The organism is Bradyrhizobium sp. 134 (assembly GCF_023074155.1).
Lineage (GTDB): Bacteria > Pseudomonadota > Alphaproteobacteria > Rhizobiales > Xanthobacteraceae > Bradyrhizobium.
Map to the genome: position 1 here is coordinate 56725 of NZ_JADPKX010000001.1, position 26194 is coordinate 82918.

General features: G+C 58.0%; 16 protein-coding genes. 7 read left to right on the top strand and 9 right to left on the bottom strand.

Features of this window, described 5'->3' with window-relative positions; translation table 11 throughout:
* Positions 1-2 precede the first annotated feature (2 nt).
* From IVA75_RS00235 to rfbC, 5 genes are all read right to left on the bottom strand, one after another.
* The gene (locus IVA75_RS00235) at positions 3-6941 is read right to left on the bottom strand and encodes a DUF4082 domain-containing protein (protein WP_247282834.1); all 6939 of its coding nucleotides are present in this window, start codon (positions 6939-6941) and stop codon (positions 3-5) included.
* A gap of 441 nt (positions 6942-7382) precedes the next feature.
* Positions 7383-8270 carry a glucose-1-phosphate thymidylyltransferase RfbA gene (gene rfbA, locus IVA75_RS00240; protein WP_247282833.1) on the bottom strand — a complete coding sequence of 296 codons (888 nt, stop codon included), beginning with the start codon at positions 8268-8270 and terminating at the stop codon, positions 7383-7385.
* Complete coding sequence (gene rfbD / locus IVA75_RS00245) at positions 8179-9216, bottom strand: dTDP-4-dehydrorhamnose reductase (RefSeq protein WP_247358353.1); 1038 nt, start codon at positions 9214-9216, stop codon at positions 8179-8181. Before rfbD ends, rfbA begins: the two co-directional genes overlap by 92 nt.
* Positions 9176-10234 carry a dTDP-glucose 4,6-dehydratase gene (gene rfbB / locus IVA75_RS00250; RefSeq protein ID WP_247282831.1) on the bottom strand — a complete coding sequence of 353 codons (1059 nt, stop codon included), beginning with the start codon at positions 10232-10234 and terminating at the stop codon, positions 9176-9178. The genes rfbD and rfbB overlap by 41 nt, the downstream gene beginning before the upstream one ends.
* A gap of 14 nt (positions 10235-10248) precedes the next feature.
* Positions 10249-10806, bottom strand: coding sequence for a dTDP-4-dehydrorhamnose 3,5-epimerase (rfbC, locus tag IVA75_RS00255; protein WP_247282830.1), 558 nt, complete (start codon positions 10804-10806; stop codon positions 10249-10251).
* A gap of 347 nt (positions 10807-11153) precedes the next feature.
* Here rfbC and IVA75_RS00260 point away from each other — a divergent pair, with 347 nt between their 5' ends.
* The 3 genes from IVA75_RS00260 (at position 11154) to IVA75_RS00270 (ending at position 17145) form a co-directional block, all read left to right on the top strand.
* Positions 11154-13487 (top strand): AAA family ATPase, encoded by a 2334-nt coding sequence (locus IVA75_RS00260; RefSeq protein ID WP_247282883.1) that lies wholly within the window; start codon positions 11154-11156, stop codon positions 13485-13487.
* 47 nt (positions 13488-13534) lie between these two features.
* The gene (locus IVA75_RS00265; protein ID WP_247282829.1) at positions 13535-15571 is read left to right on the top strand and encodes a hypothetical protein; all 2037 of its coding nucleotides are present in this window, start codon (positions 13535-13537) and stop codon (positions 15569-15571) included.
* A 104-nt stretch (positions 15572-15675) separates the two neighbouring features.
* Positions 15676-17145, top strand: coding sequence for an exopolysaccharide biosynthesis polyprenyl glycosylphosphotransferase (locus tag IVA75_RS00270; RefSeq protein WP_247282828.1), 1470 nt, complete (start codon positions 15676-15678; stop codon positions 17143-17145).
* Positions 17146-17213: 68 nt separating this feature from the next.
* Here the strand turns inward: IVA75_RS00270 and IVA75_RS00275 are convergent, their stop codons facing one another.
* Positions 17214-17582: an H-NS histone family protein gene (locus IVA75_RS00275; RefSeq protein ID WP_247282827.1), complete on the bottom strand. Its 369-nt coding sequence runs from the start codon at positions 17580-17582 to the stop codon at positions 17214-17216.
* Between the two features lie 712 nt (positions 17583-18294).
* On the opposite strand from IVA75_RS00275, the gene IVA75_RS00280 reads away from it, so the two are divergent.
* The gene (locus tag IVA75_RS00280; protein WP_247282826.1) at positions 18295-18681 is read left to right on the top strand and encodes an H-NS histone family protein; all 387 of its coding nucleotides are present in this window, start codon (positions 18295-18297) and stop codon (positions 18679-18681) included.
* A gap of 145 nt (positions 18682-18826) precedes the next feature.
* On the opposite strand, the gene IVA75_RS00285 is transcribed toward IVA75_RS00280, so the two are convergent.
* From IVA75_RS00285 to IVA75_RS00295, 3 genes are all read right to left on the bottom strand, one after another.
* Positions 18827-19906: a nucleotidyltransferase family protein gene (locus IVA75_RS00285; RefSeq protein WP_247358357.1), complete on the bottom strand. Its 1080-nt coding sequence runs from the start codon at positions 19904-19906 to the stop codon at positions 18827-18829.
* The gene (locus IVA75_RS00290; RefSeq protein ID WP_247282824.1) at positions 19893-21008 is read right to left on the bottom strand and encodes a serine/threonine protein kinase; all 1116 of its coding nucleotides are present in this window, start codon (positions 21006-21008) and stop codon (positions 19893-19895) included. The genes IVA75_RS00285 and IVA75_RS00290 overlap by 14 nt, the downstream gene beginning before the upstream one ends.
* Positions 21009-21227: 219 nt before the next feature.
* Entirely contained in the window at positions 21228-21473 is a 246-nt protein-coding gene (locus tag IVA75_RS00295; RefSeq protein WP_247282823.1) for a hypothetical protein, read from the bottom strand.
* 322 nt (positions 21474-21795) lie between these two features.
* Between IVA75_RS00295 and IVA75_RS00300 the strand changes: the two genes are divergently transcribed.
* The 3 genes from IVA75_RS00300 (at position 21796) to IVA75_RS00310 (ending at position 26159) form a co-directional block, all read left to right on the top strand.
* On the top strand, positions 21796-21948 hold the full coding sequence (locus IVA75_RS00300; protein WP_247282822.1) for a hypothetical protein: 153 nt from the start codon (positions 21796-21798) through the stop codon (positions 21946-21948).
* A 223-nt stretch (positions 21949-22171) separates the two neighbouring features.
* Positions 22172-22387, top strand: a complete 216-nt coding sequence (locus IVA75_RS00305; RefSeq protein ID WP_247282821.1) for a hypothetical protein — start codon at positions 22172-22174, stop codon at positions 22385-22387.
* A 2371-nt stretch (positions 22388-24758) separates the two neighbouring features.
* Positions 24759-26159, top strand: a complete 1401-nt coding sequence (locus IVA75_RS00310) for a hypothetical protein (RefSeq protein ID WP_247282820.1) — start codon at positions 24759-24761, stop codon at positions 26157-26159.
* The last annotated feature ends 35 nt before the right edge of the window (positions 26160-26194 follow it).

Here is a 26194-nt window from a genome sequence, read left to right on the forward strand (position 1 = left end):
TCCTATGCTGCGAGCTGCTGCCTGAAAACCACATCAACGCCGTAGCTCGTTGCGTTGTAAGTGTTGTTTGGAAATAGGCTATCCGTCCCATACGCAAACACACCGTTGCCTGCGATCGATGCCGAGGATAGAGCCGTCAAAGGTCCGTTGGTAATTGCGTTGGCGAGGAGGCCCGGATCAGCCGCGTAATTTCCGGCGGTGTGATAGGAGGCGACGTAGGTGGTTCCCGGCATGATCGTCACGGGCGTGGCAAAATTGGCCTGCTGCCAGCCGCCGGCCGTTTCGCTGGTAAATGCCGCGGTTGCCAGCAAATTCCCAGTGCTGCTCCAAAGATCCGCAACGTGGGTGCCCGTGTTGGACGGCCCCTTGTAAAAGCGAATGCCGACAACATCGCCTGGGGTAGACGTCTGAAACTTGACGCCCAGTTCCACTGAATTTGGATCATTGGCTGCCACAATGCTAGGCACCTGACTTGCGCTGAACAGGCTCACAGTCGTCGAAGACGCAGCGGTCACATTGAGAGCGACGGATGTACTGGCGGTGCCACCATGGCCGTCGGAGATGCTGTAGTTGAAGGACGCCGATCCCGTGTAGCCGGTGGTCGGAGTGAAGATCACGCTGTTGCTTTGGGCGTTGAAGCTGGCAACGCCATTCACACCGCCGCTCGCGCTCGTGATCGTGAGCTTATCGCCATCGGGATCGGTGTCGTTGGCAAGCAGTACCGAGGTCGGTATCGCGAAGGGGACGTTCTGCGTGGCGTAGAGGCCGCTGTCGTTCGCAGCGACTGGTAACTGGTTGGCGCCGCCGCTCAAGCTGTTGAACATGATATCCACCCAGTAGTTGGCGGTTTCGTAGGTGCTGGTCGGGAACAGATTGCTCGTTCCGTAGGTGTAGACGCCATTGATGTTCGCAGGAGCCGTGAGCGGACCGCTGGTGCGAGCGGTGGTGAAGTAGCTGGTGCTGGAGGCATAGTGGCCGTTGCTGTGAAAGCTCGCGACGTAGGGGATGCCAGCCGCGATCGACACGGGATTGCTGAACGTGACGGTCTGCCAGCCACTGCTGCCCTCGTTGGTGAAAGTCGCGCTCGCCAGTAGCGTGCCGGTGCTGCTCCACAACAAGCCCGTATGAGTACCGGTGTCATTTGCACTCTTGTAGTACTTGATGCCAGTGATCGAGCCTGCCACGGAGGAGGTGAATTGCACACCAAGGTTGACTTGCGACGTATCGGAATTCGACAGAATGGCCGGCGTGTCCGAGTTCGAGAACAGGCTCACGCCTGAGGGCGCTGTCGTCACCGCGAGATTGAACGTCTCGCTGGCTGACAGACCGCCGAAATCGGTGACAGATGTCTTGACGCTGAGGGTGCCAGCACTGTTGGACGTTGGTGTCCCGCTGAAGGTCCGAGTCGAGGCATCGAAGTTCAGCCATGCGGGAAGTGCCGTGCCGTCGGCGGCGGTCGCCATGTAGGCCAGCGAATCCCCGGAATCGACGTCGGTGAAGGTGCCCGCAGGCAGCGTTAAGGAGAATGACGTGCCGACTGTCGCGGTCTGATCGCCGGTCTGGACGGCCAGCACTGGTGCGTCGTTGGCCCCATGAATGGTAACGGTGAGCGTTGTCGATGACGTGGCGCCGGCGGTGTCGCGCATCGTGTAATTGAACACGTCGGCGAGCGTGTTGGTCGAGAGCCGCAAGGCCTGCACGGCCGGATCCGTCTCGCTAACCGTGTACGTGAAGGTGCCCGAGGCATTGAGCACCAGGCTGCCATGCGCTCCAGAGAGCGCTGAACCGAGTGCACCACTGGTCGAGCCGAAGCTGAAGGCGGTGACCGTCTTGGTATCGTTCGCATCGGGATCGGTATCGTTGGTCAGCACGTTGCCGGTGGCCGCCGTGCCACCGGTGCTGTTGTTCACGCCGCCCTTCTCGGTGGCGTCACCGACGTCAGCAACCGCGGTTGGCGGTGTATTGTTGGTGGTCGAGGATCCGCTGAACACGATGTCGACCCAGTAGTTGGCGGCTTTGTAGGTGCTGGTCGGGAACAGATTGCTTGTTCCGTAAGTGTAGACGCCATTGATGTTGGCAGGAGCCGTGAGTGGACCGCTGGTGCGAGCGGTGGTGAAGTAGTTGGCGGTGGCAGCATAATGGCCGTTGCTGTGAAAGCTCGCGACGTAGGTGGTGCCAGCCGCGATCGACACGGGATTGCTGAACGTGACGGTCTGCCAGCCACTGCTACCCTCGTTGGCGAAGGTCGCGCTCGCCAGCAGCGTACCGGTGCTGCTCCACAACGAGCCCGTATGGGTCCCAGGGTCATTTGCGCTCTTGTAGTATTTGAGGCCGGTGATCGTGCCTGCCACGGACGACGCGAATTGCACGCCGAGGTTAACTTGCGACGGATCGGAATCCGAAAGGATTGCCGGCGTGTCCGAGCTCGAGAACAGGCTCACGGATGAGGACGCTGTCGTCACCGCGAGATTGAACGTCTCGCTGGCTGACAGACCGCCGAAATCGGTGACAGATGTCTTGACGCTGAGGGTGCCAGCACTGTTGGACGTTGGTGTCCCGCTGAAGGTCCGAGTCGAGGCATCGAAGTTCAGCCATGCGGGAAGTGCCGTGCCATCGGCGGCGGTCGCCATGTAGGCCAGCGAATCCCCGGAATCGACGTCGGTGAAGGTGCCCGCAGGCAGCGTTAAGGAGAATGACGTGCCGACTGTCGCGGTCTGATCGCCGGTCTGGACGGCCAGCACTGGTGCGTCGTTGGCCCCATGAATGGTAACGGTGAGCGTTGTCGATGACGTGGCGCCGGCGGTGTCGCGCATCGTGTAATTGAACACGTCGGCGAGCGTGTTGGTCGAGAGCCGCAAGGCCTGCACGGCCGGATCCGTCTCGCTAACCGTGTACGTGAAGGTGCCCGAGGCATTGAGCACCAGGCTGCCATGCGCTCCAGAGAGCGCTGAACCGAGTGCACCACTGGTCGAGCCGAAGCTGAAGGCGGTGACCGTCTTGGTATCGTTCGCATCGGGATCGGTATCGTTGGTCAGCACGTTGCCGGTGGCCGCCGTGCCACCGGTGCTGTTGTTCACGCCGCCCTTCTCGGTGGCGTCACCGACGTCAGCAACCGCGGTTGGCGGTGTATTGTTGGTGGTCGAGGATCCGCTGAACACGATGTCGACCCAGTAGTTGGAAGCTTTGTAGGTGCTGGTCGGGAAAATGCTTCCGGATCCGTAGCCATAGACACCATTGCCGCTAGCCGGAGCCGTTAGCTGGCCGTTGGTAAGCGACGCCGCGAAATAGTTCTGCGTACCGGAATAATTACCGTTCGTGTGGTAGGACGCGACGTAGGTGGTGCCTGCCGTGATGGCCACAGGAGTGGAGAAGTTGACCTGCTGCCAGCCGCTGGCTGTCTCGTTCGTGAACGTGGCAGTCGCAAGCAGGGTACCGGTCGAGCTCCAGAGATCCGCAACATGGGGACCGGTATTCAAAGATCCCTTGTAGAAGCGCAGGCCGGTTATTGTCCCATTCACGGATGAGGTAAACTTGACTCCAACTTCGACGGGGCTGGTATCGCCGGAATTGGGGGCCCCTGGCGCATCATCGGTGCCGAACAGACTCTGCGCAGAGACTGGATAACTGACGTTGAGCGATACCTGGCCGGACCCGCTTTGCCCGCTCGTGTCCGTGATCGTATAGGTGAAACCCGCTGTCCCGGCATAACCATTGGCAGGGGCAAAAGTCACGGTCTGATTTTGCGAGTTGTAGCCTACGCTTCCATTGACCGGATTACTGACGCCACTGAGTGAGAAAGCCAATCCGGACGGGTTGGTGTCGTTCGCGAGCAGCGTTGATGCCGGAATGTTCAGCACACCATTTTGACTAACCGTGAAGCCGCTGTCCCCGTTAGCTTGTGGTGACGTCGTGCCGGAATCAGAGAAAACGACGTCGACCCAGTAATTTGCGGCCTTTGTAGAGGAAACGTCGTCGGGGAAGATCGGGCCACTGCCATAGGCAAAGACGCCGTTGAGGCTGCTGCCAGGCGCAGTGAGCGCCCCCTTCGTAAGGCCTCCATAGTTGATGAAGTAGAAATCAGTTGAGGAATAGTGGCCGGTGTTCGTGTGATAGGAAGCAACATACGTCACGCCAGCGTTCACACTGATAGGCGTGGCGAAATTAACCTGCTGCCAGCCGCTCGCCGTTTCGTTGGTGAAGGTGGCGCTCCCAAGCAGGGTGCCGTTTTTGGTCCAGAGATCACCGATGTGAGCGCCAATGTTCTCAGACGCTTTGTAGAAACGAATGCCGGTGATCTTGCCCGACACGGTGGGGACGAATTTGACACCAAGCTCAACTGAGCCGGAATCGTCGTTCGAGATCACCATGGGCGTATCGGCAATGCTGAAGAGTGTCAGGTTGGAAGACGGATTGACGGTGTAAGTAACACCTGCAGCAGGTGTTTCCAGGTTCAGGCTATCGTCTACCGCCCTGGTCTTGAGATTGTATGTTCCCTGAGCGCCTGTGACGAACGTGTATGACCACGTCGCGTTCGCCGCACCGACGTTGCTGGTGGCGGGATGCCAGGTTGCGCCACCATCGGTGGAAACCTCGACTCCGGCAATCTTTCCACCCGCGTCAGTGGCCGTCCCCGTCACTGTGATCGATTGCCCCTCGGCAACGGTGGCAGCCGAGAGATTCGTGATGCCGGAGGTCGGCGCTGTAGCGTCTGTCGATTGGGTCGCGATCGTCAAGCTCGCTTGCAGCGTCCCCGGCTGAACCCGCATGTCGGCGAACAGATTGACCATCGCCTGCTGTACATTGGGATCCACCGGAGTCGCCGGCCCGTCGTGGTCGCTAGCAAGCCCCCACGACCAGTTGATTGAACCGGCCGAGAATATCAGTGCACCACTAACGGGATCCCGATGCACTACGAGATTGTGGGTCGCTGTGCCATTTGCGAACGTGTTGCCATAATCAAGAAGATACTGTCCATTCACCTGCACTGTTGAAGATGAGACATTGACCAATCCGGCTGGGCGGAATCCGTTGTCGGGTGCGACGTCCCATTCGACGCCTAATAGGCCCGGTACGAGCGAGGCGGTCTGCCCGGGAGCCGTTTGCCCGACAGCTGTATTGCGCCAGAAACGCAATTGGGTCATCGGATACGGTATCGTGATCGTGTCATACCGAAACGCGTTGACTGCGAACAATGTACCGGTCAACTCATTCGCGGGAAGAGCCGGACCGAACCGCGGATCAGCGAAATTGCCGGTCGCCCGTCCTGTCGGATCAATCAACGCATTTGCATGCGTATCCTTGTAGCTGATGAGTGTGCGGTTGGCTGATCCGCTCCCGTCGATGCTGGGCGCCAACCTTGTTTTCCAGAAGATCTCGTTGCCTGTGAGAAACGCAAGGTTCACGCCAGCATGCGCTGCGGCCTCTACGTTCGCGCGCTGAGCTTCGGTCCAATACTCGTCATGCCCCGCGTCCATGAAGATCTTATGGTTCAGCAACAACGAGCCGTTTGTCGCAGCGTCGATTCCAGAAATGTAGGAGACATCGTACCCGTTTTGCTCCAGCCACTGAATGGCCGCAAACTCGGCCGTGAACGGGGAGTCTCCCCCCTCGGAAAAGGTTCCCTCGCCGTCACGCGTTACGAGGGGGCGATTGTAACTGACCGCGAAGGCTGATCCGTTGACGCCCGGGCCGTTCCCGAAATAAAGGTTGGCCCCTCCCCAGCCGTTGTAGGCTTGCCAGTCTTCATCACTTGTCTGGAGGACGATGTCGCTGTGCGAAGCGTCGTTCCTTATGATGAACGGGATCTGGAAAGTTTCGGTGCCGTTGACGACGTTGGCGATGTAGACGCCCGAGACCGCATCGGTTGGCACGCTCCAGGAGTCGGTCACGCTCCAATTGCCGGCATCTACTAGGCCCCTAGATGGGTCCGTCAATGGAGCGGGTTGGACGACGGAAGCTGCGGCCTGATGCTGCAGGCTCGTAACCATTCTGGCACCATCACCGCCGTAATAGCCCAGCCGGTAAACATCGACGCGATAGTTCGGATTGCCGGTCAGGTTGTTGATCTTGAATTGGACCGTCCCGCCGACATTGGCGCTGATTGCTGTCGCAAATCCCTGGGTAAGATGCGAATTGCCGCCCGGCTGGATCTGCCAGACACTTTTCGGCGTACCTGGCTTCTGGTTTTCCAGTACGATGGGATTTGTGGGTGGATCGGAGACAATGGTGCCTCCCTGCCCGTCGCTTCTAAAATTCCAATTCGAGTCCATCCCCGAGAACAGCAAGGTGACATTGGCCGCACCATTGCTGAAATCGACCACGCTGATATTCGAGCTGTTGTCATAATGGACAGTCGCCGACATCGACGATGTGAAGGGCAGATCCCTCAAGTCGATGAAGTTCTCTGGCGAAAGCGGTGCCCCCGGCGACGAACCGGCAATCAACCCCTGGAACTTGGCCGACTGGTCGAGGACAAGAGTGCCAACCCCCGTATCGAACGACACGGTTATGCCAGAGAACGATCCATTCAAGAATTGCCCGGAAACCGAACCTCCGATCTCCAGGATCGCCTTGTCTGAAATTTCGAAAGATTCCGTGCCGCTGACGTGACCCTTGAAGTCCCCCGCAGAAATGCGATTGCCAAGGAATGCCCCAGCGTCGACAGTCCCATTGTTCACTGCATCGTCTTCGACGATAAAGGGCGACCCGGCACCGAACGAAAGCGTCGCGCCGGCATCAACGACCAGGCTCTCGATATCAACGCGGGCCGTGCTGGTGCCGACATACGCTCCCGCCGCATCGAGGAAGGCAGAGTCAATGCCCGGGACGCCGGCGCTCCAGTTCGTAGCGACGTTCCAGACTCCGTCCCTCGAATTGGTCCAGTGAGTGGTGCCCGGTGTCGAAACCGATGATGATGTCGGCGGCGTCCCTTCGTCTGCCACAGATGGGAACGTCGGGACCAAACCCAGATGGCGGCTCGTCAAAGACGTCGAAGACAGCAGAGCAGACAGTCGCGACTGGGAACATGCCGCGAAGAGGCGGGGCACAACGCAGCGTGGGTCCGGCGGGTCGCCCGGACTGGCCCGAGACGACTGCGGGAAGAAAGTGGCGTCACTTGGCAAATTAGCAAACGGCGGATCCCACCGGCCGGGCGGATCGGAGCCATCGAATGCATTCCCGAACGAGGCTTCTCGCCAAAAGGCGGGAATATCTTCCCCTGGAAAAACGGCCCGGGCTCCCCGACCGAAGACGCTCGCCTTTTGAACCAGCATGGCTATACCGATTAAATAAATCGACAATATATATTTTAATTCTATTTTAAACTGCCCGTCAATTCAATACGAACAGATTTAACATAACTCCAAATATGGACTGAGGTGCATTTAGTGCGAAACGAAATGCGGTAGCCGAGTGATTTCGTTCAGATATTTGCCGTAGCCGCTCTTCTCCAACGGTTGCGCCAGCGCGAGAAGTTGATCACGATTGATGAAGCCGAGTCTGAAGGCGACCTCCTCGAGACAGGCGATCTTCATTCCCTGCCGCTTTTCCAGGGTCTGCACGAACGTCCCGGCATCGATGAGCGACTCAACCGTGCCGGTATCCAGCCAGGCGAACCCCCGCCCCATGCGCTCGACATGTAGCGTTTTGGCCGCAAGGTAGCGCATCTGAAGATCGGTAATCTCGAGCTCTCCGCGCGACGATGGCTCGACGCGACGAGCGTAGCGGACAACGCGATTATCGAAGAAATACAGCCCGGTGATTGCCCAATTCGAAGCTGGCCGTCTGGGTTTCTCCTCGATCGATACTGGGCGGTCCGCCTCATCAAACGCGACGACGCCGTAACGTTCTGGGTCCCGCACGTGATAAGCAAAAACTGTTGCGCCTTCCTCACGTCCTGCCGCCCTGGCAAGCAGTTCGCTCAGGCCATCGCCGAAGAAAATGTTGTCACCAAGCACCATCGCCACACGATCGCTTCCGATGAAATCGGCACCAACAATGAAGGCGTCCGCGAGACCGGCGGGACGGGTTTGCTCCGCGTAGGTGAGCCGAATGCCCCACTGGCTGCCGTCCCCCAGCAACAGCTCGAACTGACACCGGTCTGAAGGCGTGGTGATAATCAGAATTTCGCGGATCCCTGCCAACATCAGCGTCGACAGGGGATAGTAGATCATCGGCTTGTCATAGATCGGGAGCAACTGCTTGCTGACCACGCGCGTGATCGGATAGAGGCGCGTTCCGCTGCCGCCAGCCAGCACGATTCCCTTCAACATCGGTTTCTCCTTCTCCGACTAGCTGGTCGAGACAGGCTTCGAGTGAATGGCGCCAAGGCGGCAATCGAATCCCGAACACGCGTTCGGCCTTGGATGAATCCAGGCGCGAGTTTCGGGGTCGACGCGCAGCGGTCGGAAACTCTTCCGTCGTGATCGCCTCGAGCGCCGGAACCCGCGCTCCACGACGGGAAATCTCGTCGAAGATTGCCTTCGCAAAGTCGTGCCAGCTTGTCTCGCCCTGCCCGGCGAGATGAAAGATGCCGGCTGCTGCCCTGCGATCGACTGTTACTGACCGTTCTGCGATCTGAAGGATAGCCTCCGCGAGGTCGTATGCGTAGGTCGGATTTCCGTGCTGGTCTCGGACAACCCTTACGATGGGCTGCGTCTCGCATAACCGCAACATCGTTCGAACGAAGTTGCAGCTATAGAGGCTGTAAAGCCACGAGCATCTGATCACGGTCGCGAGCGGGTGCGCGGCCAATACAGCAGCTTCGCCGGCAAGCTTCGACGCGCCGTAGACATTTAACGGCGCGGGAATGTCGCTTTCGTCGTACGCATCCGGTTTTGCGCCGTCGAACACATAGTCGGTCGAGAGATGGATGAGTGGAACATTCATCTGCCAAGCGACATTTGCCAGCGTTGCCGCACCATCGCGGTTGATGCTGAACACTTTCGCCGCTTCAGATTCGGCCCGATCAACAGCCGTATAAGCGGCCGTATTGATGATTGCAGACGGCGCGATCGACGCGATGAGCTTATCGATCCCTTCGCGGTTCTCCAGATCGAGTTCTCGATGCCCGAGAGCCACCGCGGGCAGACCGCGCATCGCAGCGAGATCACGAAGACACATTGCCAACTGACCATTCCGCCCGGCAATGAGGATGGGTCGATCTGTCATCTTCACCTCAATGTTGAGCAGCGAGCAGACCCAGACGCGAGCCGTCATAGACACCGCAGCGAGCACGCTGCCACCATGCACGATTGTCGAGATACCATCCGACTGTTTCGGCCAAGCCCTGTTCGAAGGTTCTCGTCGGTTCCCAGCCTAGTTCGCGATGTGCCTTCGACGCGTCGATCGCATAGCGCGCATCATGTCCTGGACGATCCGGCACGAACCTAATGAGAGATCGTCTCGCTCCCGCGCCCGGGGATAGCCGATCCACCACGTCACAAATCCGGGTGACCACCTCCAGGTTGGATCGCTGGCCATCTCCGCCGAAATTGTACTTCTCGCCCGGTCTTCCTTCGTACAGAAGTCTTATCAAGCCAGCGGCATGATCATCGACATGAAGCCAGTCGCGAATATTTCTGCCGTCGCCATAGACCGGTAGCGGCTTCCGGTCGAGCGCATTGATGACCGTCAGCGGGATGAGCTTTTCCGGGAACTGGTACGGCCCGTAGTTGTTCGAACAATTCGATACGATGACCGGAAGACCGTAGGTTCGAAACCACGCGAGTGCGAGGTGGTCCGAGGCCGCCTTGCTCGCCGAATATGGCGAACTCGGCCTGTAGGGCGTGTCCTCGCGAAACAAGTCCTCCGGGCCCAATGACCCGTAGACTTCGTCGGTCGATACGTGGATGAAGCGGAACTGCTTGCGCCGCGGAAGCGGCAGACGTTCGTAGTAGGTCCTGGCCGCCTCCAACAGCGTGTAGGTACCAACTATATTGGTGCTGACGAAGGCCTCGGGCCCGGTGATCGAACGGTCGACGTGGCTTTCGGCGGCCAGGTGTATGATCGCATCCGGCTCGTAGTCGGCGAACGCGAGATCCATAGCGTCTCGATCGCAGATGTCGGACTGCAGGAATGCATAAGACCCCAGCCCCTCGATGCTCGTCAGCGAAGTCAGGTCGGCTGCGTATGTCAACTTATCGATGTTGACCACAGCGGCACTGGTCTGCAGCACCAAACGGCGACACACAGCAGAACCGATGAAGCCCGCTCCGCCGGTCACTAGGATACGCATTCTACTCATCTCCACTATTCGAAAATGCAAGCAAGCTGGTTGAGCGTAGGCAAAATCTGGTCCTTTGGCGATATCTGAGCCTCTGACGGTGTGACGGGCCACTTGATCGCTAGTGCGGGATCAGCCCAATAGACGCCGCCGTCATGGCTCGGGGCGTAGACCTGATCGACCTTGTACAAGACCACGGTCTTGGGCTGCAGCGTACAGAAACCATGCGCGAATCCCTTCGGAATGAACACCTGCTCACCGCTTTCGCTATCCAACTGGATGGCGATGTGCTTGCCAAAGTCGGGCGATGAACGTCGGAGATCAACGGCAATATCGAGAATGGCCCCATTCAACACCCGTATGAGTTTGGCCTGGGCGAAAGGCGGTCGCTGGAAATGCAAGCCGCGCACCGTGCCGATCCGATCTGAGCTGGACTGATTATCCTGAACGAAGTCATGCAAGATTCCCTTCGCAGCAAAAGCCGAGCGCTGAAAGGTCTCACAGAAGTAGCCGCGGCCGTCGGAAATGCGATCTGCTCGAATTACTTTGACATCGGGGATAGCCAAGGATCGCAGTTCCAGCATTAGGCACCTCCTGCCGGTCCTTAATTTCAATCGGGTTTCAAGCAGCGGACCATAATCATCGATAGAATTAATTTCTCCGTCCGCCAATCCGCCTCTGAACGCTTACATTATTTTCGATCCAAATACGGTCGCCGCAAGCTACGGAAATATCGTCTGTTTTGTCGGCACCGCGCCGGAGCGACTGCCTCGTCCTTATTTATATCTCAACTTAATTAATATAGGATTCATTTAATTTGGCAAGCAGATTTTTTTAATGTATATAATCTCCCAGCGCCCGGACGTCCTGCCTGAACGTTGGTCTACGGGCGGGCGGCCCCAACGTGACCCCACCGTCGGACAGGTACGTGATGCTCCAGAACAATCTTCAACACACGGATAGACTGCGGCTGCCGGTGAACCTGGCTCAACCCGCTCAGGCAGACGGCGGAGGAATCAGCGACGTCATCAATTACGGCATCGGGCTTCTACGACGCCAATATCTCGTAATCCTTGTCACTGCTACACTCGCAACTGCGGCCAGCATGCTCTATCTCCGTTTGGTGACTCCAACCTATACGGCGCAGGTTCAGATCCTGTTGGCTAATCCAAGGCCCCTATTTGTCCAGCAGCAATCACTGCTCGCCGAGACGGCTTTCGATCTCAATCAAATCGAGACCCAGCTTCAGCTCCTGAGATCAAAGGCCACTGCGGTCGCGGTCATCGACCAGTTGAAACTGGCTGACGATCCGGACTTTAGTGCGTCAGGGCTATCTCTACAGTCGCTCTGGCAACGAATTCGGTCATGGGCACCGACTGGATCGAGGAAAGATAACCCGCCCGATACGAAGGGCGAACCATCGGACGCTCTGGTAGACGCATTTCTGAGTCGGCTTTCAACAGGACGTGTCGGGTTCAGCAACGTCATTGAAATCAATTTCAGTTCGAGCAACGCAGCCCGAGCCGCGGAGATCGTCAACGCGGTAGCCAATACCTATGTTGCGGACCAGCTCAATGCAAAATTCGATGCCAATCGCAGGGCAACAAGCTGGCTGCAGGAGAGGCTGCGCGATCTCGGTGACCAAGCCCTCGCTGCGCAACGTGCCGTCGATGTCTACAAGGCCCAGAACAATATCGTGTCTTTGGACGGAAAGCCCATCGACGAGCGGCAGATCACAGAAATCAACAATCGACTGGCTGCCGCACGCGCTCAGACCTCTGAGGCCACGGCCAAGTTGGCTCGGTATGAATCTCTCCTTACCTCCGATCCGCAAAAGCCGCCCCCGATGATCAATCTGGATGCTATCGGGGCCGATGCGACAAACAGTCAGATCATTACGGGGCTCCGCCAACAATATCTGGAACTCACGCGGCGAGAGGCCGAGTTGACAGCCAGGGTCGGTCGCGACCACCTGGCGGTTGTCAGTGTCCGTAACCGCATCCGGGAATTTCGCGCCTCCATCTTCGACGAGGTCAAGAGACTTGCCGAAGTCAGCCGAAGCGAATTCGAGTTCGCCAAACAGCGGCAGGAAGAAATCGAAAAGCAGCTGGCCAAGGCCGTCTCTCAGTCCCGTTCAGTCAATTCTGCTGAGCTGACTATCAAGGATCTGGAGAGCCGAGCAAAGGGCTTGCGGAGCTTGCACGAGACTTTCCTGCAGCGTTACATGGGCTCTGCACAGCAGGAGACATTCCCGATCTCGGAAACGCGGGTCGTTTTTCCTGCTTCGCCGCCGCCGAGCAAGAGCAAGCCTAAGACAAGGTTGGTGCTGACGCTCGGGATCCTCGGCGGTCTCGCGCTGGGCATCGGCTTGGCGCTGCTCAGAGACGTCATGGACCGCGTCTTTCGTACCTCTTCACAAGTGGAAACCGTGCTGGAATTGCCTTGCATTTCTTCGGTCCCATTGCTACCGGCCCGCAAATCCCCGAAGCCATCAGTTCGCCTCCAGCAAACCGATGATGATGTTCAGCAACGGATAGTTTCGTCGCCGACCGCAGTTCATCGGACCGTGGTCGGGATGCCGCTTTCTCGATATACCGAGGCAATTCGCTCCATCAAGCTAGCCATCGACCACAATCCGGCAAAAATCTCCTCCCAGGTCATCGGGATTACCTCGGCCCTACCGAATGAGGGCAAGACCACGATTGCTGCCTCGCTCGCGCAATTGATCGGGCACACGGGCAAGAAAGCCATCATCGTCGATTGCGACCTCAGGAATCCCTCGCTATCTGCTATCTTTGCGCCCAAAGCCCTCGCCGGAATCATCGAAGTTGCAAACGGCAGCCGCTCCCTCGCGGACGCAATTTGGCGGGATCCGACAACCAATCTTGCATTTCTACCCGCCGTGCGGCGGGGACCTCTGCTTCACACCAGCGAAATTCTTTGCGCCGACGCGATAAGCAAGTTGTTCGACCGTTTGCGAGCTGACTATGACTACGTCATCGTCGACCTTCCTCCCCTGACCCCCCTAGTTGATGTCCGAGCCACTTCATCTCTAATAGACTGCTACATTCTCGTTGTTGAATGGGGCCGGACCAAAATAGATGTCGTGCAGCACGCATTGCACACGGCACCCAACATTCACGAATCGCTGATTGGGGCGGTTCTCAGCAAAACGGATACCAAGGCCATGGCTCGATATGACGGACATCGGAGCTACTACTATCATGATAGCCACTACATCCGTTATGGCCTTTCCGGGTCTTAAGGCTGTCTCGTAGCGGCTCCACGTTCTCCGGCTAGCGGATCAGCGGAGTGGCCGCACCACAAGATGGTGTTTACATGATTATCCGGCTTGTCATGTTAGCCGAGTTAGTGGCGATCATCGCGACGCTCGCAATGCCAGAAAGCCTGCAAATCAGGATATTGGCGTCGTTCGTACTTGCAACGGCTGCGCTGGTCGTTGCGATCGTTCCATCATCCGCCTCCCTCGGGCTCGCCAAGCTGCTCCGGCCTGGTCTGGGCGTTGTGCTTGCGACTCCGGCGCTCTGGATGGCGTCACAGGCAGTGCCGATGCCTATGGGCACGCTCGGCAATGCCATCTGGGCGACTGCATCGGCGGCCTTGAACGAACCCCTCGCCGAAATAATCACGGTCGATACCGGGGCGACGATGTTCTCGTTCGCCCAGTATTGCGCTGTGCTCGCCGCTGCCCTTGTCACTGCCGTCGTCACACTTGACCGATATCGTGCAGCGCAAGTCCTGCATATCCTGCTGTTGATAGCCACGATCACCACAGCTATGTGGTTCGTTAAGGCAACTGCTGGCGTCGCCGGGCCCGATGGCTCAACCGTCGCAGTGCTCGGCCTCTTGCTCTCCTGCGCGACGGCAATACGCGCAGTCGATCAATTTCGGCGCCGCAGTCGGCCAGGAACAATTGGGCCAGTCCCGCTCCCAGCTCTGTCCGCCGCGATCATCGCAATGACTGTCTGCATGGCGGCGCTGCTCATTCGGACCAACTCGACCGCCGTCGTTGCCGCGCTCCTCGGATCAGGAATCCTGCTCTCGGTCTTCGCAATTCGCAGGTGGTTCTTCGGTTTGTGGGGTACCGCTGGCGTTCTCGCAACCGCCGTAATATTTCTTATTGCCAGCGTGACGGTCATTCCGTTCAGGACGAACACCGATCTGACGATCGCTTTGTCAACGAGCAGCCAGATCGCGACAGAACGGATGCTACAGGACGTCCGACCGGCGGGATCCGGTGCAGGCGCTTCGGCCGTTCTTTTGCCGATTTATCGGGACATCGGAAGCGGTGCGCTGCGAGAAAGGCCAACGGCCGCCGCCGCAATCGTTGTGGATATGGGGTGGGCGTTCCTTTGCAGTCTCGTGGTTGTAGCAATGCTCGGCGCTTGTATTCTGATCAGGCGGTCTCTGTCGCGAGCTTACGATTACGAGTACCCAGCCTTGGGCGCTGGCGCTTCGATTACACTGACGGTACTGGCCTTTGCCGACCATGAAATTTTGGATTTGGGCGCATCACTTTTGATCGCCGCGGTTTTTGGACTGGCGTTCGGTCAAAGCGTCCCCGGCGCAGGCCGTGACGCCATATCCCCGGGATCGAAAGAGAACTCAGATTGGATGGGCGGTCCAGCTCCGGCATCTCGTCCAAGATTCGCGTCAGCTCTTGTCACCGCCTGGCCCCGCGTTGCTCTGATGGTTCTTGGTATCACACTGCTCGTGCAGGCAATTTGGATGGTCTTGCCCGCCTGGTATCTCGGTGGTCATTCTTCTTTGCCGACAGGCGTATTGACCGCAGCATGGCCGAATGCGATCTCGAAACCGGCTTCAGTTGCGGCAGCACGTGAAGACCTATGGATCCGAGGGGAATCGAGATCCAGCTGGGATCCGGCATTATCCGCAGACGAGCAAAAGACGGCTCTTCCGGTGGCTTCGAATGCGTTTGCCCGTGCATTACGCTCTTCGCCGTTTCGCGGCGACATTTGGCTCATGCTCGCGGCGGCATCGAAGCACGATTTGACCCGGTCTGGGACGGCAGCGATGCTCAAGATGTCGTACTATACCGCGCCGAATGATTTGGATCTGCTTCCGTTACGGCTATCCGTCGCGTTCGCCACAGACGCTGTGGTATGGGAGCTTGAATTCCGTGACTTGATCAAGCGCGATGTCAGTTTCATCGTTACGCATCGGCCTGCCCTCAGGCCGGCGCTTGTGGCTGCATACCGGTTAGCCTCAGCCGACGGGAAGGTCTATCTCGAGAACCTGATTTCGGAGCTGGATCCGTCGTACCTCGACAGCATGCGCGCGCGGAATTCCCGACAGGGGTCTCGATAGATCTCCGAGCAGTGCGACATATTAAATAGCCAAACGAGTACTTTTCTCTTGAAAGATCGGATTAATTAATAATATATTAAATATTAACCGCAGGTGTCCTGACAATGAATTTCGTGAACCGACATTTCCCCGATCGGGAGGTTACGGATCGTGTCAGTCCCGGGCCGTCACTTTCCCGCCAGCACAAATGGCCCCTCCGGTACGACTCGATCGAATACGTGGCGCCCTGTGCGGATGTTGCGACCATTGTTTTTGCGAGCGTCGTTTCGATGTGGCTGTGCCAAGCTCAGAATGGGTGGGCTGCAGGCGACTTAAGCAACGCACTTGGCCTGGCGCTCGTCAGCGCAGCATGTCTGGTTTGCCTCTTGAAGACCCACGGCCTTTATCGGCCAGCTGAGCTTCTCGTCCTGCGAAGTCAGATGCGCGCCCTCTGGATTGCATGGACGTCATTGTTGCTCTTGATATGGGCCGTGTACGGCTTTGCAATTGGTCCGGGCTCTTCTCACCAAGCGGGCACACTTTTCGCGGTCCTGGGCCTCGGCTTGCTGATGGCCGAGCGGTGGGGAGTGAGAGCGCTTCTCGGGAGGGGCCTGAGCGGCAGAAAATTCGCCAGCACAAACATTATTCTGGTTAGCGACCAGCCGCAATCGAAAAACGCCGGACTGTCTGAAACGCTCGCGATGCATGGTTATTGCGTCCGAGGCCGGTTCAGCTTGCCCCCAATCGGCTTCAGTCCTGCCTGTCGAAGGCGGCTCACGGCTCGCGTGATTGACTACATTCGCAGCTCCGAGCTCGACGAGGTGGTTGTGGAAGCGAACCCGGAACGATGGCCCGAACTCCGGGCCTTCGTTGCCGATTTGCGGGTCTTGCCGCTACCCGTTGTGTTCGTGCCGGTCGGTACGACATCCGAATTGCTTCGACATCCCACGCGAAGCCTTGGAAGTGCGGTTTGTGTTGAACTCCAGCGTGGTCCGCTTACGCAGCTGGACTGTGCGACCAAACGAATCATTGACCTTTTCGGCGCCGCGCTCGCCTTGACGATACTTGCCCCGCTGCTTGTGCTGGCCGCACTTGCAATCAAGCTGGACTCGCCCGGCCCCATATTCTTTCGACAGCAACGCTGTGGTTTTAATGGCCGGATCTTCCTGATCAGCAAATTCCGGACGATGCATGTGCTCGAGGACGGGCCCGCGATCCTTCAGGCCCATCGCCTAGACCGACGCGTCACCCGCGTCGGCAAATGGCTGCGTCGGACAAGCTTCGACGAACTGCCACAGCTGCTAAATGTTCTCGACGGCAGCATGTCGCTGGTCGGTCCCCGTCCTCATGCCTTGGCTCACGACGGAGAATTCGACAAGCTCGTGCGGAACTACGCCTTGCGCCGCAGGGTCAGGCCAGGATTGACCGGATGGGCCCAAGTCCATGGCTGCCGTGGTCCAACCCCCACATCCATCACGGTCGAAACACGCGTACAATACGATCTGTGGTACATCGACAACTGGAGCCTTCGGCTTGATCTCGTAATCCTGCTGCAAACTCCCATCGAAGTGCTGCGGGGACGCAACGCCTACTAGGCGCACAGGATCACGGCGCCGCGCCGGCCACTTGACCGCAACCATCCCGTCGATCAATGCAGATTAGGTTATGCGCGCTGACGAAGCTTCGGACTTGCATCCCCTATGCGAAAGTCCTCAATTCTCCGGCCAGACTTCATAGCAGCAACCAACCACCGGGGCCGCTTGCCACGCCCCGACCAGGTCTCTGACGTCTGGGGGTTCCGGTATTTCGGCAGCACCCGCGGATATTTGCGTCTCGCTTTGGCGGCAGGAGACACGCCGGACCCGCTTGAATCCGCCAAAACGGCCGTCCCGCCCCCGAGAACCGCCAGGCGCTTCTCCAATTCGTGCTTTTCTGCCTTAATCCGATCCGATAGGATCCCGCTAATTTCCTCATGAAGCGACCAGAGATCGTCAAGGGACATTGAGTCTAATTCGAGTTTCTTAGCTGGCATGCGCGCATCCTGTAGTTGCGCCAAACTTGATATGTCCCAGATGGACATTAATCAAGATGGTGAACTCGATTTACCCAACAAAATGTATGGAACCGTACTTAAATCCGCATTCCAGATAACTGCGCCGCAACAGTCAATCAAGCCAAAACAATAGGCTATCCTCATAATTTAATCTCGGAGGGGTGAATTTCACACGTCCTGCGGGCAACCGTGGAACCATTCAAGCGAACTGATATGACGGGATCACATCAAGCGCCCTACGCGTCATCGCGACGCAATGTTCTCGATGAATAGGTTGCCGTACGCTGTCCTTTGTTCTGGGCAATCTCGATATTGCGGCCTTCGAATATGCGCCAGCGCCAACGAACTCAATGTCCCTCAGCGCTAGCTGCCTGACCGCGATTTGAGCTTCAGGTCCCGAATATCCGGGTGCAGCCGGGGAAGGATGCCCCGAGTTGAAGACGCCGGGAGGAACTCGATTGAGATACTCCCCTTTCTTGCTTTGCAGCAAGTCATTGGGCTGCCAAGCCCCCATTTAATAAAATAACCCTAGTAAATAATTATTAAATAATATATCATTTTATTTATTGTAGCGTCGATTTGAAGCACTGGCTTTGGTCCATCGTTTGTTTTGGGCGTTCGGGCAATGATGTGCTCGTAAGCCGAGGATGACAGATGGATCAGGCGCCAGTCGAACGGTGACGAGAATGCTATGCGTCGGCAAGATCTCGAAGCCATGGACTTTGAGGAACTCTGGCTCCTTCACGAAGAGCTGACAAAGATACTTGCCGAAAAGATCACAGTCGAGAAGCGAGAGCTCGAAAAACGTCTTGCGCAACTCAACCAGCCGGATCAATTCGGTGAAGCTGAAAGACGGGCCGCCAACGCCGGAACGAGCGAGCCGCCGCGCCGCAAATACCCGAAAGTCGTGCCAAAATACTTCAATCCACTCCGCCCGACAGAGACTTGGTCGGGACGTGGTAAACAGCCTCGCTGGCTAGTTGCCGCGCTCCAATCGGGGCACACGCTCGAAGAGTTCAGGATTCGCGAGAACGACGAGTCGTCTGATCGGAATGCGGGTGGTCAAGGGCATTCCTAGCACTGCGCAACTGCACAAATGTTGGGCCCTGAGGATTCCGAAAATCTGCCACCTGATGCGCGCTCTGGAGGCGGCTGATGGAAAACTCCCTTCCGTTGAGGAATCTCCAATCCCCCCGAAGGCGCTCGTGTGACCGTTACTGGCCTTAGACTTTTCCGGCACGAACCGTCGTGGTCGCGCTCAACAGAAACTGTAAAGTGGACCCTCTTGGCACAGACCACAATCCACGCCCGCGCAAGCCGGCTTGCGCGTAGCCAGAGGTCATCCTCCTCCGGTAATTTCTGAGGTCCAAGACCGTCATTGCGAGGAATGGCACACGTGTGGCCGGAAAGCGTGCTTGGATCAATTGTCGCTTGAACTGCAGACGAGGAATCAGTCGGCACCGCATCGAGTGCGGGACCTCGACTCCAAGCAGCGCAGCGAGAGCAAGTAGCTGGGTTTCGACTGCGTTCTTCATCAATCCGCTCGAGACATGAGAGGTAAGCTCACTCCAATCGATGCCCCCGACGGAACTGTTCAGATCTCGCAATTCAAGAAGATGTCGCAGATCGAGGTCACCGAGCCAATAGCCAAAGTCTTGAAACTGATCGTGGATGATCAACATAAGCGCTCGGTAGGTGGGCGTGGGAACATACGCGCTTCCCCGCCCAAAGCGCGCAGGGACGCAATGGTTCAGAGCATTTCCCGGGCCACGGTCAAGGTACGCCGGGTCTAAAGCGCCCTGCTGCAGATCAATGGTTCCGACATCCCGGGGCCGGTTCAACTCGACATACCATCTCTTGCTGTTGGGAAGGGTCCGCTCATGAATTTGATAGCCAATCGCGCGCAGAGCGGTGACTGCACTTTCAGCTTCGTCCGGCATGACCATAATATCCAGATCACACATCAGCCGAACTCCTCGCCGCTCGACAGGTGCTGTGGCTAGCGTTGCCGCACCCTTGAGCAACACCGGCGTAACTCCCTGGCCGTTCATCGCAATGACGGCCTCTTCCAATTGACCGGCCAACCGATCGTTGCGCAGCACGTTTCGGCGATGGATCTGGCGAATATAGGTGCACACGTCCTCTGGCAACACCGATGCAAATTGATCGACGAAGTCAATGAGCGCAGGCGTCGTCAACGTCTGGTTTGCGAGCCCGATGACGGAGGTCCACTTCACTTCGACGGGCGGCAAGCCTCGCAAGCAGTTGCATAGGCTTGTCAGTGCCGCACTATGCCTTGTCATTGCACAAGTCCATCAGCAGCTGTCGAGCCTGCGCCGATTCCGAATAGATAAGTTGGAACGATCGTGCGCCCGCAACAATCCGCTTCAAAGCGAAAAAGCCGGACTGCGACAGCTTCCCGTCTGCGGCAAAAGCGCCCTCAATGAGCCGCTTGATCGAATCAAGCTGATCCAGGGGGGTCAGTTCGACGGGGCCGCTTGCAACCCGGTTCAGAAAGATGATCCAGTTGGCAGAGAGGCTCCCATTGTGCGCATCGGGAATCGGCAGATACCGCACTTCGGCGCCATCGGACCGGCGGTGCGTCACGTCGTTCCAGTCGCCATACAGTCGGGATAGCAGCCGCCACGATCCCTGCTTGAGGGTGAGGGCAAATGGGATGCCGCAGATCGTTCCGTCAGCCCCAATCAGCGCAACGTCATCGCCGGCATACTGAAATCCAGCGTCTACCAGTTCTAGCGCCAGAGTCGACTTGCCGGCTCCCGGTTGGCCGCACAGCAGCAAGCCCTTGCCGCACTTGACAAGAGAAGCGGCGTGGAGCGCGAAAGCCCATTGATTGCTTCGGATAAGTCGCTCGGTGATGTGAGCTTTGATTGTAGGGGCCAGAGCTGCGGCCTCACATCTATGGATGCTCGCGTCATTCCCGCGGAAAAATACCCGATCGCCGAGCATCATTGTCTCGATCGCAATATCCTCCTCCTCGCCGCTGTCGTTCGTAATACAAAACAGCGAAATCAACCGTTGTAAGAGGCCCCGATTTGCAGCCCGGACGCTGATCCTGCGCTGAGCAAGAACTGTTGAGAAGGCGCAATCGGCCGACATTCGCCAGTCGAGATCGAGCAACCCTCGATCGATCCAGACGTTCATTGCCTGCCATGTGAACTCGCGCGCTGCGCGCGCGCCAATGCCTAGCTGCCCAAGTTCCTGATGGACCTCTTCCAAAAAAGCGCCTTGTGCCAACTTGCACCAAATGAACGCCCCTACCTGGTCCAACTCATAGATCTTCTGCCCTGTCTCGCTGAAAAGCACTGGTCGACCGTCCAGCAGCGCGAAGACGGCACCCGCGGCGGGTCTCAACACCACCTCTGCCGATGTTTTTTCCAGCATGGCTATGCCCGATAGCGACGATATCTGTTTCTCCGTCGTGTCGACGCGACGGCGACAACATCCTGATCCTGCAATGTCCTGTCCGCGGCGCGTTCAAACGAGCTGCAGTTGCCGAGGAAACTCGGCTTGATCGCCGTGCTACAGCGGCGCAAATTCACCTTCAGTGCGGATGCACATCGCCTGACTGGGATTCGTTTCGAATGACCCTACGGCCTCGGGTCACGCCGCCAGCTGACCACCCTCGTTCACCCCAGATGGAGAAATATTCAACACTTGTCCTCCGAGAAAGGTCGCCGGCGCGGTCAACCGGTGAGAGTCCAGCAGATAGCGGTAAAGTTCGCGAGCAGCACTCCGCTCTCGTAGAACGCGCTCCCTCTCGCTGATGCTCGCTAGTTTCTCGCGCATTTGAGCCAACTGCTTCGCAGCCGAGGTGGAGTTGCGCTTCTTCTTGACTGATTCCCGCATCGTCTCCTCCGACCAAAAAAATGACGAAAACAGCTTACGTCATTGACAACAATTAACAACGAGATTTATATGATCTCAATATAATCAATATTTATTTCATGTTTGAACCGGATGCAACCATTCAAATACCAAGAAGCGGGCCCTGCGTGGAAATAACAGCCGACCGAGAACAGCGTCGCAGAAAACGCCGCGATGATCTTGGCCTCCTGCGTGCAGGACAGCAAAAATAAAACCTTACGAGCGTCGCAAACCAGACCGACAGCGCAAGGCTTAATTTGCAGGATTAAATCCTAACGAAGAATATTTCGCTGACGAGAGTGGAGTGAAACCGGTGATCGAATTAGCCAATTTGCCCATCACGGGCGACATGATCGTCTTCGTCTTCGTCGCGAGCGGCATAGCGCGCGCAAAACTCCCACCCGCTCAGATTGGCCCATTTTCAGTGGCGCCCCAGGAGCTTTCGAGAGACGAATAATTAACGCCCGCGCTGCCGAGCCAAAGAGCGGCGGCGTCAAAGGAATCGCTCAAGCAGCGATCCGGCCGGTTGGAAAAACGTCGTCACGAGCAATCCGCCCTGCTCGAACAAGCACTCCCAGTGTGCGATGCCCCCCCAAGTAACCCACACCGAGATGACGACGCACTCCAGCCGGCCGGTTCCCTTTTGTTTCGACAACGAATAATTTCCTAGGGAGGCTCGCATGGGAATGATCATGGTCAAATGTCCGCAAACCGGTCGCGCGATTCCTACTGGTATTAGGTCGGACCGTGAGGCTTTCCTGCGGAGCGTTGTGTTTTATGGCAATACTCGTTGCCCGGTCTGTCGCGCCAATCACAACTGGTTCGCTCGCGAGGCCTGGGTCGATGAGCCGGTCGTGCGGCCCAGGGAGATATTCGAGGAAGCGCCGCTGTTCTGATGCGTAGCGGGCTTCGGTACAGACGCGGAGCCGAACTAACTAGCATTACACGAATTTGGGCCAACCGCCTCATTTGACGCCGCGCGTGCGGAGTTGACCTGTTGCGGCATGGCTGCCGCACCGGCTGGGAACTAGTCTTGGTACGGACTGGATGCGCTCAATCATGGCGCAGCGTTCATCCAGATTCCTGTCTTGGCGGCTTCTGCCAGGGCTTACGGGAGGGATGCGAAATATTTTGGTCTATCGTCGTAAAGCGAACTGACGCCCGCATGAACCGTAAGTTAAGCGTCACACCGGCAGGTCGGCGCAAACTAACGCTTCCGATCGCTGATCCTGCAAGGGCCTGTTGGGGGGTATTGTAGTGAGTAGTGGGGCTTGCAGCCGCTTGGCTGTTCTGCGTCAAACGGCGATGGAGCTCGTTAGCCTGCTTGCCCAATTGCAGAGGCTACGAGAGCAAGTGCGAAGGGCGGAAGGGCGAAGCCTCGGAGAAAGAGCGAGATTAAGGCCGGCGCCACGGATGCGTAGGCCCCGGTTTGGGACGAGTTGCCGCACGCGGATTCAATGATGGCGAGCGGCGCGCGCAATTTCAGCGAACTCGAAGACGATCGTTCCACGGATCGACCCTGAAGCCTCCGATACAAAGCTCCAAGCCGCCCGATCGCTCTCCAATGAGGCGTGCGCGCAGCGGAGTTTCAAGGCAGGCCGATGCGAGTGAAGGCTCTGTGCTAGGAAAAGTGCTGCACTTGGATCCCTTTCCGGCTTTGACCGAGATCATCCACGAGCGGCATGCTGCGGATCATGTCCGCACCTGAGTTGGTTTAAGCCTGACTTTTTGTCTGTTTTTAGTTTTATGAAGCAGCGCTTCATCCGAAAGACAATTTGAAAGCAAAGCGAAAGTCGTTCGCGTCAATCGTCTCGGTAGGCGCACCATGGAAGGCAAATTTGGTTATCTGGTATAATCATAATTAATATGACCTAAAACAGAAAATAAGGTGAGGGAAAACTAAATGGGAGGAGTGGATGGAGACCGTACGCCGCTTGCGCGCGATGGCGTCGCTGTGCCGACAGACTTCTGCGCATCATCCTGATCGAAGCTGGAAGCTTCTCGCCGAAGCTGAGTTCTGGGAGCACTTGGCTAATGACATGCTTCGCGAGCATTTCGAACGATGCACGGCTGGCTCCTCGCTCCGACCGATCGGACATGATCCGAAGGCCGCGGAATCGAGCGCTCGCATAACCGCGTGAATGCTCTCGCCTAGCCCAAATCCCGCTCGGCCGTGTGCCGGGCGTCAGTCCTCTTCAAGGCGCCCCATGGAGAAGCAAGCCCTGCCTTCGTCTGGCGGCGCGCAGACCTGAGCAGGGCCGACAAAGCGCGCTCAGCTGCCCGGCTCGGTCCGCTCAGACTACCGAGTTCTGTTTTCTGGGTCGGGAATACGCTTATGCGAAACTGTCGTTCGCCGTTGGACTAGCACTTTGGCGTCCAGCACTTTTTCCCCAGCTCGTGCGGCGCGCGGCCGGCTCACCTGGTCCGAAAGGCCGGAGCCCCTACCAACTGCTCCAGCGATATTTCCGTCGACCTTCGCTGCCGGTATTTTTCGGTTAGGTGACGGCCCAACGATCATCTGCTCCTCGTTGCTCGTGCCGGTGCCAATAGCTCCGATCGGCAGACCATTTTGAGCGTGGCCAGCGCCGGCATTTCTTTTGGCCTGCGCCGCCGCCCGCGACTTCGATGTGGCGGGTTGAACGTCCGGGCTGTTGGTTTGACTGGTGCGGTTCAGGTTTGCACCGGTACCAACGTCTCGTGTCCCCATTCCTGGAGGCGCCGATGGACCAGGGTTGGCGCTGCTCGCATTTGTACCCATGCCGGACGGAGCTGACCCGCCAGTGTTGGCGCTGCCCGTGCCCGTCCCAGTGCCGGCACCCGCGGAGCCCGCCACTGCGCCGCCTGCTTGGGCCAGGGCCAGCACAGATACGCTCGTGATAATCGCAACGATCAGCGAAGGGATTCGGTGGAGCATTGGACGATCTCCTTCTCAAGCGACCGGCCGCATCGGCCGAAATTAAATTGCGATATAAATCATTGAATAAATTATAATATAGTTTATTTTGCCTATCGATAATTGCAATTGGGAAACGGATTGACGCATTAATGTCGCGGATGTGGGCACAAGCGCCGATGCAGGCAGCGCCGGGCCTTGGATCGCCCGTTCGCGCAGACGTGTGGATTGCCTCGGATTGTGTTCGTAGCTGTGCGCTCACCTGCGCAACAAGGTCGGCGTGGGTTGCACCGACTGTCCTGACGGTAATATCGGCATTGACCATACCCGTTCTCGCGCAGCAGCCAAATCGGCCGGCGAGCGACGCCCATGTCATGGCGACGCACCTGCGCGGCGCGACCGGCTCGGGAGGGTGGCGCGCGGCGCGGCTGAAACCATCTGCCGATACGCCCCCCCTGAAGCTCGCACAAGCCACAATCAGCAATACCGAGCGATCGCGGCAAGTGCTCGCCGCAGAACAGGAGAGGATACAGGCCCTTGCTGCTGACCTTCGAACATGCCGACGGGAGCAGGATACCGTGCTGGGGCTGTTGCAGCATGCACGCGAGCAATGGACCAGCATTGCGGAGGCCACCGAGAATGAAACCGATAAGCTGCAGAAATCGCTCCGGGAGGAGCGCTTGCATACGCAGCGTCTGGAACAGGAACTTGTCAAGGCGCGCAACGATTTCGAAGTGCAGGCACGGCTAAGCCGCGAAATCGGCCCCGAGGGTCGCGAACCCGAACGCCGGGCACAGAGTGATCCGAGAGACCTGCAACAAGCTGTCGAGCGGGAGAAAGATCGGGCAAACCGGCTGGAGCAGAATCTGACAGCCGCTCATCACGACCTGGAGACCCAGTCGGCAGAGGTAACCAGACAAGCCGCAGAGATCAGTGCAAAAGAGGCAGCGGAGGCTCAGCTACAGGCAAGCCTCCGACAGGAGCACGATCGTACCAAACAGCTGGATGAGACGCTCGCGACGACGCGAATCGAGCTCGACAACCGATCCCAGCAGATCGCGAAGGCAATCGAAGAGACGGCGCAGGCGAACCGAACGGCGGAGAATACCTCGGCCAAACTGAAGCTCTCATTGAGGGAAGAGCACGAAAGAGCAGATGCGCTGGCGCAAGAGCTCTCGTTGGCGCGTTCCAAGCTGTTCGCGTATGAAGCGCAAGCCGCGGCAAACGATGATCGAGCCGAACAGTTGAAAAAGCAGCTCCGGCGAGAATGCAACCAATCCGGCCGACATGAGCAAGAACTTGCCGCAGCACGCCCGAATGTCGGACCGTGGCTACCCGCCGGGGTATCGGGTGAAGGCGGAGCCGGCAATTCACCAACAAGGGAGCTGCTCCGAACACTGCTGCTGGGATCGCCGCAGGCTCCGCCCGCGCAGATCGCGCGAGAGCTCGTGGTCACAGCAGCTGAGCCTAAGGCGCCATCCCCGGTTCTCGGGAACGAAAACGCCGCCGAGCTCGTGCGATTGATCGCTCGCGCAACCGGATTGCTTCGACAAGGCGACATTGGCGCGGCACGAGTTGTCCTGGAGCGTGCTGCTGAATTAGGGAGCGCACCGGCGAGTTTCGCCCTCGCCGAAACGTATGATCCGAGCCTGCTTGCAAAATGGGGCTCGAGCGGAACGCGCGGCGACACGTCCAAGGCGCGAGAGCTTTACGCCAGAGCAGCAGCCGGAGGGGTCAAGGAGGCAAGGGAGCGATTCGACGCACTTGGTCGTTAGCACCATCGGTGCAGACAAATGGTCGTGCGCTGTAT